General features: G+C 69.3%; 10 protein-coding genes. 6 read left to right on the plus strand and 4 right to left on the minus strand.

The genetic code is table 11. From position 1 onward, the window contains the following. The 3 genes from G3N94_RS36705 to G3N94_RS36715 form a co-directional block, all read left to right on the plus strand. A partial coding sequence (locus G3N94_RS36705) for a LysR substrate-binding domain-containing protein (protein ID WP_241022278.1) occupies positions 1-444 on the plus strand: 444 nt, incomplete at its 5' end. 202 nt (positions 445-646) lie between these two features. After that, on the plus strand, positions 647-1,876 hold the full coding sequence (locus tag G3N94_RS36710) for an MFS transporter (RefSeq protein ID WP_205799131.1): 1,230 nt from the start codon (positions 647-649) through the stop codon (positions 1,874-1,876). Between the two features lie 493 nt (positions 1,877-2,369). After that, positions 2,370-2,849: an SRPBCC domain-containing protein gene (locus G3N94_RS36715; protein ID WP_205799132.1), complete on the plus strand. Its 480-nt coding sequence runs from the start codon at positions 2,370-2,372 to the stop codon at positions 2,847-2,849. Between the two features lie 118 nt (positions 2,850-2,967). On the opposite strand, the gene G3N94_RS36720 is transcribed toward G3N94_RS36715, so the two are convergent. The 4 genes from G3N94_RS36720 to G3N94_RS36735 are packed head-to-tail and all read right to left on the minus strand — an operon-like array spanning position 2,968 to position 7,113. Next, positions 2,968-3,948 (minus strand): acetyltransferase, encoded by a 981-nt coding sequence (locus G3N94_RS36720; protein ID WP_205799133.1) that lies wholly within the window; start codon positions 3,946-3,948, stop codon positions 2,968-2,970. Positions 3,949-3,966: 18 nt separating this feature from the next. Next, positions 3,967-4,758, minus strand: coding sequence for an SDR family oxidoreductase (locus G3N94_RS36725; RefSeq protein ID WP_205799134.1), 792 nt, complete (start codon positions 4,756-4,758; stop codon positions 3,967-3,969). Positions 4,759-4,795: 37 nt separating this feature from the next. Further along, the gene (locus tag G3N94_RS36730) at positions 4,796-6,001 is read right to left on the minus strand and encodes a sulfotransferase (RefSeq protein ID WP_205799135.1); all 1,206 of its coding nucleotides are present in this window, start codon (positions 5,999-6,001) and stop codon (positions 4,796-4,798) included. Further along, complete coding sequence (locus tag G3N94_RS36735; protein ID WP_205799136.1) at positions 5,998-7,113, minus strand: DUF1214 domain-containing protein; 1,116 nt, start codon at positions 7,111-7,113, stop codon at positions 5,998-6,000. Before G3N94_RS36735 ends, G3N94_RS36730 begins: the two co-directional genes overlap by 4 nt. Positions 7,114-7,338: 225 nt before the next feature. On the opposite strand from G3N94_RS36735, the gene cysD reads away from it, so the two are divergent. From cysD to G3N94_RS36750, 3 genes are all read left to right on the plus strand, one after another. Next, positions 7,339-8,235, plus strand: coding sequence for a sulfate adenylyltransferase subunit CysD (gene cysD / locus G3N94_RS36740; protein WP_205799137.1), 897 nt, complete (start codon positions 7,339-7,341; stop codon positions 8,233-8,235). Further along, positions 8,235-10,166, plus strand: a complete 1,932-nt coding sequence (gene cysN / locus G3N94_RS36745) for a sulfate adenylyltransferase subunit CysN (RefSeq protein ID WP_205799138.1) — start codon at positions 8,235-8,237, stop codon at positions 10,164-10,166. Before cysD ends, cysN begins: the two co-directional genes overlap by 1 nt. A gap of 98 nt (positions 10,167-10,264) precedes the next feature. Next, on the plus strand, positions 10,265-10,967 hold a 703-nt coding region (locus G3N94_RS36750), incomplete at its 3' end, for an SDR family NAD(P)-dependent oxidoreductase (protein WP_241022279.1).

Below are 10,967 nucleotides of genomic sequence, written 5' to 3' on the forward strand. Positions count from 1 at the left end.
TCCGTCGTGCCGGTCGCGCACCCGGCGCTCGCCGCGCGGCCGATCGCCGACGCGGCCGCGCTGGCGGGCCACGTGCTGCTCGAATTCGACGGGCAGCCGCAAACGCAGCTGCGCTGGCTCGACCATCTGCAAGCGACCGGGCTCGGCGACGCGCGCCCGAAAGGCGTGCTGCGCTTCAACCAGTACGACCAGGTGATCCAGGCGGCGATCGCGGGGCAAGGCATCGCACTCGGGCGGCTCGCGCTCGTCGCGCCGATGCTCGCGGACGGCCGTCTCGCGGTGCTCGGCCCGCGCGGCACCGCGCCGCCGAACCGCTACGGATACTGGCTGTTCCAGCGCGATCCGGCGCCGCGGCGCGAAGTGGCCGACGTGCGCGACTGGATCTGCGCGGAGGCCGCCGAATGCGACGCGGTGATGCGCGCGCAGGATCCCGCGAACCCGTAAGCGAACCAGCGGCTGCATCACCGGCGATCCGGCGCACCGGAACGCGCATCCCCGCTGCATACCGCCGCACGGCCCGTCACATGCGCAGCGCGCATGCGAACCCGACCGAATGATCGCTTGAGCGCCGCCGCGCGCGGGCCGTCTAATCGAGCTGTCCGCGCGCCCTTTCCGCCGCGCGCCGCCGACTTTCCGGAGACGCCCGATGCCCCCGCTCAAGTACGAATTCCGATACCGCTGGCTACCCGTCCTCGCAGGCGGACTGATCATGGGCGTGGCGCTCGGCATCCGCCACGTCCAGGGCCTGTTCCTCGCCCCCGTTACGCTCGACCACGGCTGGTCGCGCGAAACGTTCGGCCTCGCGCTCGCGCTGCAGAACCTGATCTGGGGCATCGCACAGCCGTTCACGGGGATGATCGCCGACCGCTTCGGCTCGGCGCGCGTGATCGTCGCCGGGATGCTGCTATACGCGCTCGGGCTCGTGACGATGGCACACGCGGGCTCGCCCGCGCTCTTCACGCTCGGCGCGGGGCTCGTGATCGGCATCGCGCTGTCCGGCTCCGCGTTCGCCGCGATCTACGGCGCGCTGAGCCGCATGTTCCCGGCCGAGCAGCGCGGCTGGGCGCTCGGCGTCGCGGGCGCGATCGGCGGGCTCGGCCAGTTCTGCATGGTGCCGGTCGCGCAAGGCCTGATCGGCGGCATCGGCTGGGGCCATGCGTTCGCCGCGCTCGCGCTCGTCGCCGTCGTGCTCGCGCCGCTCGCCGTGCTGCTGCGCGACCGCCCCGCGAGCGCGTCGGGCGCGCACGAGCACGACCAGTCGATCGCCGACGCGGTGCGCGAGGCGTTCTCGCACCGCGGCTTCTGGCTGCTCAACGCCGGCTTCTTCGCATGCGGCTTCCAGCTCGCGTTCATCGCGACCCACCTGCCCGCGTACCTGCTCGATCACGGCCTGCCGGCGCGCCACGCGAGCATCGCGCTCGCGCTGATCGCGCTGACCAACGTCGCCGGCACCTATGCGTGCGGCCACCTCGGCGGCCTGCTGCGCCGCAAGTACGTGCTGTCCGTGCTGTACCTCGTGCGCTCGCTCACGATGGTCGCGTTCGTCGTGGCGCCGCTGTCCCCCGCGAGCGTCTATGCGTTCGCGGCCGTGATGGGGTTCACGTGGCTCGGCACGGTGCCGCTCACGAACGGCGTGGTCTCGCAGGTGTTCGGCGTGCGCTATATCGCGACGCTGTTCGGCTTCGTCTTCTTCGGGCACCAGCTCGGCAGCTTCTTCGGCGTGTGGCTCGGCGCGCTCGTGTACGACGCGGTGCATTCGTACATGCCGCTGTGGATCGGCTCGATCGTGCTCGGCATCGTCGCGGCACTGGTGCACCTGCCGATCAACGATGCACGCGTCGCCCGGCCGGCACCGGGCAAGCCGGCATGGGCATGATCCGCGCCACACTCGCGGCCGGCGCGCTCGCGTTCGTCGCGTGGTGCGGCGCCGCGTACTTCGATTCGGGTATCGCGCTCGCGATGCTCGAGCACGTCGCGTTCTGCAACTGAGATTGCGTCGCCGGCCCGACGGCGCCGTGGCCAACGCATCGTGAGGCCGCGCTGCCAAGCGTACGGCGCGGCGGGATCGTCCCGCCCCCGTAGAACGCCTTAGTCCATTCCGACGATTTTTCGCGGCCCACGACCGCCTACGCTCGATGTCGGGCAAGTCGCGATGTGCGGCGCGTGCCGGCAAGCGCCGCGCACGCCGCGCTACGACCAGTCCGCCAGACGCGCCGACGCCGGCGGCATGCGCATGCCGCGCGCAGCCCGGCGCTGCCGGCGCACACCTCTCCGACCGCCGCGGCGCCTTCGGCCGTTTCCGCCAGTTCCGCGACGACGCCACGGCCTCACCCGACCCATCACGCCCCACCACACCTGATTACGCCGCCATGACCAAAGCCGCCAATCTCGTCACCTCAATCACCGTCGACATCGCCGCCCCCGCATCGGTCGTCTGGGAAGTGCTGACCGACTTCCCGCGCTATGCAGAATGGAACACCTTCTGCGTCGGCCTCGAAACGACCGGCCGTCTCGGCGATCTGGTCTGCATGCAGGTCCGGATTCCGGACACCGGCGACGTGATCCCCGTCAACGAAACGCTCGTCGCGTTCGAGCCCGAACGCCTGCTGTCGTGGGAACAGCGCCCCACCGACGACAACAAGGACGCCGCGCGCCGCGACCAGTACATCGACGCGGACGGCCCCGAACGCTGCCGCTATGTGACGACCGACCAGTTCCTCGGCGTCAACGCGGACACGATCATGCGCAACCACGGCGCGTGGGTGAAGCGCGGCTTCGACCAGTGCGCACTCGACGTGAAGGCGCGCGCGGAAGCGCTGCACGCAGCGCGAAGCCGCAAGCGCGCGTGACAGGGCGCGCGCGATGGGCGGCATCGACGGCCGCTCCCGGGACCTGAACGCGTGGCCGCGCGCAGGCGACCGGCTGGCCGTGGCGAGCACGCCGCGCGGAGTACCGCGCGACGCGCTGTCAATCGATCCGGAACGCCGCCTCGAAACGCGCGGCGAACGCATCGAATTCCGCTTCCGGCAGATGATTGATGCCGCCCGCACGCTTGCGTCCGCCGCCCGTCGCGAAGCCGCGGCAGAAATCGTCGGCGCCGAGCGGACGGCCGTCGGGCACGCGCACGCTGACGACGAACCCGCCCTCCGCGCGCGGCGACAACACAGCGAGCGCGGTGCCCGGTTGGCTGCGCATCCGCTCGTTCGCGAGCATACCCGTCGCACGCCGCGCCCACGCTTGATCAGGCATCCGGATCAGCGTCGCGCCCGGCACTTCGCGCAGCGGCGCCAGCGCGCAGGCACGCGCCATGTCGTCGCGATAGCCGTCGCGCAGCGCGGCGAACACCGGCGTGCCGCGCACGAAGTCGAGCGGATCCGCGCACGGCAGCATCGCGTCGGCGAGCGCCGCCGGGTCGAAATGCAGATCGCCGACGCAGTCGCCGTAAGCGTTGTAGTTCAGGTAATGACCGAGCTCCGCGAACGTGCGCGCATCGGCCTCGCCGATTCCGTGAGCGCGAGCAAGCACGTCGCCGAGCGCCGGCAGTTCGTCGCCGAACGCCGCGACGATCGCCCAGCGCACATGCCGGCCGTCGAGGTAGCGGTTCACGAGCGCGCTCGTGCATACGTCCGCCGCCGTGTCGATATGCGCGTGAAAGCGTGCGTCGCACGGCAGGTCGCCCGCGTAGTGATGGTCGAAATAGCGGATCGCGACGCCGTCGCCGAGCAGCTTCGCGACCGCGTCTCGATTCTGGTCGTGCGACACGTCGAGCACGGTAATCCGGTCTCCGGCGCGCGCGTCGATACGCGCGACGAGGCACACGTCGCGCTTCACGCCGGTGACGAGCGTGCCTCGCCGGCCCTCGGCGAGCCGCAGTTGCTGAAGTGCGCACAGGCCGTCCGCGTCGCCATTGAACGCGAAGAAGTGCCGCCCGTCGTCGTTTGCCTGCATCGTCCGTATCTCCATCGGTCAGGGCATGAAATCGCCGCCGTTCGCGTCGAGCGTCGCGCCCGTCACCGCGTTCGCGTAATCGGACGCGAGAAACAGCGCGGCACGCGCACAGTCGTCGTCGGTCGGCAGGCGCGCGAGCGCGATGTTCGACGCGATAGGCGCGATGATCTGCTCGTCGGTCATCCCACACTCGGCCGCGGCGTCGCGGAAATAGGTCTGGGTCGGCACGCCCCACATCCACCCCATGTGGATGCTGTTCGCGCGGATTCCGTGCACGCCGAGTTCGCGCGCGAGGTATTTTGCCGCAACCGCGAGCGCGCCCTTCGACACAGCGTAGCCGGCTTCGCCTGCAAACGGCTTGCGGGTTGCCTGCGTGTTGATCATCACGATCGCGCCGCGCCGCTGGCGCTTCATCTGCGGCACGATTTCCTGCGTCAGCGTCATCGTGCCGAACACGTTGGTGTCGAACACCGCGCGCCAGCCGTCGAGGTCGGCGGCATCGACCGGCTCCGGAAACGTGCCGTGCACGAACGCGCTGTTCACGAGCGCATCGATCCGGCCGAAGCGCGCGATCGCCGCGTCCGCGAGCTGCCGGCACTGCGCGCGCTCGGTGATGTCGGTCACCTGCTTCAATACCTCGCAATCGACGCCTAGTTCGCGAATACGCCGCTCTGCGTCGTCGAGCTTCGCGGCCGTGCGCGCCGCGACGACGACGCCTCGCGCGCCCTCGCGTGCGGCTTCGACCGCGAGCTTCACGCCGAGCCCGGGGCCGATGCCCGAAATCACGACGATCTTGTCCTTCAGCAACATGGGTTGTCTCCTCATCGGGTTGGAACGTGCGGCGCGGTCAGTCGCCGGCTTGCAGGTGGCGTGCGCGATACGCGGCGAAATCGTGCGCGAGCTGCGCGTCGGTGAAACCGAAACGCGCAATCGAATAGTCGTGCGCGGCGCGCTTGTCGCGGCCGTTGCGCGCGAGCCAGTCCTGCATCGCCGCGCGCGCGTCGGCGTCGAGCGGCATCCCCGCGAAGCGGTACACGGCCTCGGCGACGCCGAGCGGGTTCGTGACGGTGTCCTCGAAACGCACGTCGAGGAACCGTTCCGCAGGCAGCGCGTCGCGTGCGGCCATCGCGGCGCCGATCGCGCGCGCCATCCCGGCGTTCCATTGCGCGCCGACGACGCGCGGGTCCGGATCGTCCGCGTACATCTGCCACAGCGTGTGCGCCATGCTCGCCATCGACGGAATCGTCTGCGCCGGATCGCGATGCGTGAGCACCACCTGCGCGCGCGGGAATACGCGGCACAACACGTCGAGCGCATGCAGGTGCTGCGGCGTCTTCAGCAGCCAGCGCGCGGCCGGCGCGGCCGGCGCAACCGCGCGCCGCGCCTTCTGCCACTGCAGGAACTGCAGCATCCGCTTCAGGTACGCATAGACGGGCGTGAGATCCTGCCGCGCGAGCCACGCGGTATAGCCGGGCACGTTCGCATACGAATCCATCGCGCAGACGAACGAGTGCTCCATCAGCATGAACTCCTCGTCGGCGAGCATCGCGTCGAGCGGATGGATCGACAGGATCTGTGGAATGCAGTCGATCATCTGCGCGACCTCGGCCTGCGCGCGCGCGATGCGCACGGTGGGCGCGTCGGGCGTCTCGCCCGCGAGCGGCGCCGGATAGCGGGTTTCCCACCACGCGGCCGAATGAAAGCGCGGGTCGACCGCGAGCATCCGCTGCAGCAGCGTGGTGCCCGTGCGCGGCAGGCCGACGATCACGAGCGGATCGTCGATCGCGATCGACTCGATTTCCGGATGGCACCGGCAGTAGTCCTCGACGATCAGCCGGTTGACGAGCTGGCCGACGAGCTTCTCGCGCATCATGTCCGCACCGCGCGCGGACAGGTTCGCTTCGTGAATCAGCGATGCGCACAGCACGTCGAGCGCGTCGCGATACGGGCCGTCGCCGAACGCGGTCAGGCCGCCCGCGCGCGCGCTGGCTTGCGCGAGCAGGGCGTCGGCGTCGAGTTGCGTGCGGACGTGGTCGAGCTGAGAGTTGTTCATACGGTCTCCTTCAGCGTCGCGAGCTTGACCACGCGGGTGCGCGGATGCACGTGCTCCCGAGCGCCGACCCAGCGCCAGCAGATCGTGCCGGTCCGATGCCCGGCCGTGTCGAGCCAGTTCGCGCGGCCGGGATCGGGATTCCCGGCCGCGACGATCACCGTCACGCCGCCGCTATCGTTCACGCGCGCGCGGTGCTTGTTCACGCACACGTCGAAATGACGGTAGTCGAGCGACTCCATCCAGTAGTTGTTGAGCTGCACGTTCCAGAAGTCGCAGTCGGGCACACGGTCGACGTCGATCACGAGCGCCTCGTCGTCCGCAAGCGACCAGCACGAGTGGTAGTAGTAGATGTTCGGATCGCCGCCGACCGACTGGCACAGTGCCTGGTCCGCGGGCGGCAGCGCGTTCACGTGCGACCGGTAGCTCGCGGCCCAGTCGGCGAACAGCCGCGCGGTCTGCTCGACGAACTGCGCGGCGCGCGTCAGGCCGCGCTGCAGCGCGACAGGATCGAGCGGCGCGGGACGATCCTGCGCGTCGATGCGCTCGATCTTCAGTTGCGCGGGCGTCTCGCTGCGCCGGTCGAGGAACGTCTGCCGCACGAGCAGCGCGTTCGTGGCCGGCTCCATGCGCAGCCAGTTGCCCGCGCGCGGCGTCTGGCTCAGCACGATCTCGAAGCTGCCGTCCGGCGCGGTCTCGAGCTGCTTCGCGTCGAGAAAGCCCGTCTGCAGCATCTTGCCGTCGGTCTCGTAGCCGCCCTTCTGCGTGCCGAAGCTCAGGTACGCGACCGTGCCGCGCCGCCCCGTCACGCGATAGTCGCAGCGCCCGTCGACGCGTGCGTACTGGTACAGGTTGTCGGGATTGTCCGCGCCGATCTTCGCGGTTTCGTGCGACGGCGAGAAGAAGCCGGGCCACGCGCCGTCCGCGAATTCGACGTGCATCTCGAGCGCGATGCGCATCAGCCGGCTCAGGTAGCGGAACCCTTCCGCGCGCGTGAGCGGATCGTCCGGCGCTTCGGCGCGCAGCACCTGCTGGCCGCTGCGTTTCAGGGTGTCGCAGAAATCGGCCCAGGTCTGGCCCGATAGCAGTTGCGTCGAACGTGTGTCGTCCGTCATGTGTCGTCTCCGCCGATGGTCGAGCGCCCACATTAAGCGTCCGTACGGTCCGCCACTTCGTCCAGGTGGACTAAGGAAAGATCCGCTGCCCGAACCCGGCATGCCCACGCCGCGCCTTAGTCCACCCGGACGAAGAGCCGCATCGGCGCTCGTCGCTACCTTTGGCGTCATGCACGAGCCGCCGCACACGTCGCGCGGCGCCGGCATGGAACAAGGAGACGAACGATGTTGACCCACTTGGAGCGGCTGGAGGCCGAGAGCATCCACATCATGCGCGAGGTGGTCGCGGAGAGCGACAACCCGGTGATGCTGTATTCGATCGGCAAGGACAGCTCGGTCATGCTGCATCTCGCGATGAAGGCGTTCTACCCCGCGAAGCCGCCCTTCCCGCTGCTGCATGTCGATACCACCTGGAAATTCCGCGAGATGATCGCGTTTCGCGACGCGACCGCCGAGCGGCTCGGCCTCGAACTGCGCGTGCACGTGAATCCCGAAGGCGTCGCGCAGCACATCAATCCGTTCACGCACGGCTCGGCGCTGCACACCGACGTGTGGAAGACCCAGGGTCTCAAGCAGGCGCTCGATCACTACGGCTTCGACGCCGCGTTCGGTGGCGCACGCCGCGACGAGGAAAAGTCGCGCGCGAAGGAACGCATCGTGTCGCTGCGTTCGGAACAGCACCGCTGGGACCCGAAGCGGCAGCGCCCGGAACTCTGGTCGCTGTACAACGCGCGCAAGCGCAACGGCGAAAGCCTGCGCGTGTTCCCGATCTCGAACTGGACCGAGCTCGACATCTGGCAGTACATCCGGCTGCACGACATCCCGATCGTGCCGCTTTACTTCGCGAAGGCGCGGCCCGTCGTCGAACGCGACGGCGCGCTGATCATGGTCGACGACGACCGGCTGCCGCTGCGCGAACGCGAAGTGCCGCAGATGCGCAAGGTGCGGTTCCGCACGCTCGGCTGCTATCCGCTGACGGGGGCGATCGACAGCGACGCCGAGTCGCTCGACGACATCCTGCGCGAGATGCGCGACACGCGCACGTCAGAGCGCCAGGGGCGGCTGATCGACAGCGATTCGGCCGGATCGATGGAGAAGAAGAAGCAGGAGGGATATTTCTGATGGAACACGCAAACGCACTCACCGCGCCCGACCACGTCGCGGGCCACGCTCAGCATGCGCACGATACGCAAGACCGGCAAACGAAAGACCTGCTGCGCTTCATCACGTGCGGCAGCGTCGACGACGGCAAGAGCACGCTGATCGGCCGCCTGCTCTACGAGTCGAACCAGTTGTTCGACGATCAGCTGAGCCAGCTCGAAGCCGATTCGAAGAAGCTCGGCACGCAGGGCGGCAACCTCGACTTCGCGCTGCTCGTCGACGGGCTGTCGGCCGAGCGCGAGCAAGGGATCACGATCGACGTCGCATATCGCTTCTTCGCGACCGGGCGGCGCAAGTACATCGTCGCCGACACGCCCGGCCACGAGCAGTACACGCGCAACATGATCACCGGCGCGTCGACCGCCGATCTCGCAGTCATCCTGATCGATGCGCGCAAGGGCGTGCTCACGCAGACCCGCCGCCACAGCCATCTCGTCGCGCTGATCGGCATCAGGCGCGTCGTGCTCGCGATCAACAAGATGGATCTCGTCGACTACGACCGCGCGGTGTTCGAGCGCATCGACGCGGACTACCGCGCGTTCGCGGCCGAGCTCGGCCTGTCGGAGATCGTCAGCATTCCGCTGTCTGCGCTGCGCGGCGACAACGTGATCGTCCCGAGCACGCGGATGCCGTGGCACGACGGCCCGACGCTGATGCAGCACCTCGAAACGGTGGCGCTCGACGCGCGCGACGGCGTACACAAGCAGCACGAGCCGTTCCGGCTGCCGGTCCAGTGGGTCAACCGTCCGCACCTGAACTTCCGCGGCTACGCGGGCAGCATCGCGTCGGGCGAGATTCGCGTCGGCGAACGCGTCCGCGTGCTGCCGTCCGGCAAGGAAAGCCGCGTCGCGTCGGTGATCACGCCGGTGGGCGAGGCCGACGTCGCGCGCGCCGGCGAAGCGGTCACGCTGACGCTCGCCGACGAGATCGACATCAGCCGCGGCGACATGATCGCGCGCGCCGATGCGCCGCCCGAGGTCGCCGACCAGTTCGAGGCGACCGTCGTGTGGATGCACGACGCCCCGCTGCTGCCGGGCCGGCCGTATCTCGTCAAGCTCGGCGCGCAGACGGTCGGCGCGACATGCGCGACGCCGAAATACAAGATCGACGTGAACACGCGCGAGCATCTCGCCGCACGCACGCTCGCGCTGAACGAGATCGGCGTGTGCAACCTGAGCTTCGACCGGCCGGTCGCGTTCGATCCGTACACGCAGAACCGCCACACGGGCGGCTTCATCGTGATCGATCGCTACACGAACGACACGGTCGGCGCCGGGATGCTGCACTTCGCGCTGCGCCGCGCGCACAACGTGCACTGGCAGGCGGTCGACGTCGACCGGCACGCGCGCGCCGCGCAAAAGGGCCAGACGCCGCGGATCGTGTGGCTGACCGGGCTGTCCGGCGCCGGCAAATCGACGATCGCGAACCTCGTCGAAAAGCAGCTCCATGCGCTCGGCAAGCACACGTACCTGCTCGACGGCGACAACGTGCGGCACGGGCTGAACCGCGATCTCGGCTTTACCGAAGCCGACCGCGTCGAGAACATCCGGCGCGTCGCCGAGGTCGCGCGGCTGATGGTCGACGCGGGCCTGATCGCGCTCGTGTCGTTCATCTCGCCGTTCCGCGCCGAACGCGAGATGGCGCGCGCGCTCGTCGGGCCCGACGAATTCGTCGAGGTGTTCGTCGACACGCCGCTCGCGGTCGCCGAGGAGCGCGATCCGAAGGGGCTGTACAAGAAGGCCCGGCGCGGCGAGCTGAAGCAGTTCACCGGCATCGATTCGCCATACGAAGCACCCGAGCATCCGGAGCTGCGCGTGGACACGGTGGCCGAAACGCCGGAGGACGCGGCGGCACGCATCGTCGCGCACCTGCTGCGCGAACGCTCGGCTTGATCGTCCGGCGCGGCCCTACTCCGTTCGGATGACGCGTGCCGCCGCCGGATCCGTATGCTCGACCGGGAAACCTCATTGCGTTCCAGGAGATTGCGAGCATGCGGATCGCTGTTCCGGCCGGCGGCGGCGCCGTCGCCCACGACTCGTTCGACGACACCGCGTGGACGGCGCGCGACCTCGACGCGTGGCTCGGCCTCGTCTACCGGGGCCCGACCGAAGCGACGCCGTGGGCCGGATTTCTCGAAGCGATCCGCGCGCAGCTCGACGCGAGCTTCACGACGCTCGTGCTGCGCAATCCGGGCGGCACGCGGCGCGGCCTCATCATCAACGCGTCGACACACGGCCCGCTGCTGCCCGGCGAGCCGTCGTACAGCGAACAGTTCTACGCGCTCTGCCCGTTTCTCGACCAGCCCGCCGGCCACGTGTTCACCGCCGACGCGCTGTTCGGCGAAGCGGCGTGGCGCACGCACGACTTCTACCGGCAGTACCTGCAGCCGCTCGACCTGCGCTACATCCTCGGCGCGAACCTGCGCGGCGAGCGTGGCGTCGAATGCGCGTTCTTCGTGAGCCGCGCGCACCGCGGCCGTGATTTCGACGCGGCCGAGCGCGCGCGGGTCGCGGTGCTGCTGCCGCACCTGCAGCGCGCGGTCGAGCTGCACGCGGCGCTCGACGTGCTCGTCAACAATGCGGGCATTCACCTGCAAGGCCCGTCCGCGACGTTTCCGCTCGCCGATTTCGAGCGGGTCATGTCCACCAACGCTACCTCGATCCTGCTCGCGAGCCAGGCCGTCTACCCGCTTC

Origin of the sequence: Burkholderia sp. Ac-20353, from assembly GCF_017104785.1 — a bacterium.
Taxonomy (GTDB): Bacteria; Pseudomonadota; Gammaproteobacteria; order Burkholderiales; family Burkholderiaceae; genus Burkholderia.

Excerpts from the sequence above, each read along its gene's own strand:
- cysN (WP_205799138.1), top strand. The coding sequence starts at position 8,235 with ATGGAACACGCAAACGCACTCACCGCGCCCGACCACGTCGCGGGCCAC.
- cysD (WP_205799137.1), top strand. The coding sequence starts at position 7,339 with ATGTTGACCCACTTGGAGCGGCTGGAGGCCGAGAGCATCCACATCATG.
- G3N94_RS36710 (WP_205799131.1), top strand. The coding sequence starts at position 647 with ATGCCCCCGCTCAAGTACGAATTCCGATACCGCTGGCTACCCGTCCTC.
- G3N94_RS36730 (WP_205799135.1), bottom strand. The coding sequence starts at position 6,001 with ATGAACAACTCTCAGCTCGACCACGTCCGCACGCAACTCGACGCCGAC.
- G3N94_RS36735 (WP_205799136.1), bottom strand. The coding sequence starts at position 7,113 with ATGACGGACGACACACGTTCGACGCAACTGCTATCGGGCCAGACCTGG.
- G3N94_RS36720 (WP_205799133.1), bottom strand. The coding sequence starts at position 3,948 with ATGCAGGCAAACGACGACGGGCGGCACTTCTTCGCGTTCAATGGCGAC.
- G3N94_RS36725 (WP_205799134.1), bottom strand. The coding sequence starts at position 4,758 with ATGTTGCTGAAGGACAAGATCGTCGTGATTTCGGGCATCGGCCCCGGG.
- G3N94_RS36715 (WP_205799132.1), top strand. The coding sequence starts at position 2,370 with ATGACCAAAGCCGCCAATCTCGTCACCTCAATCACCGTCGACATCGCC.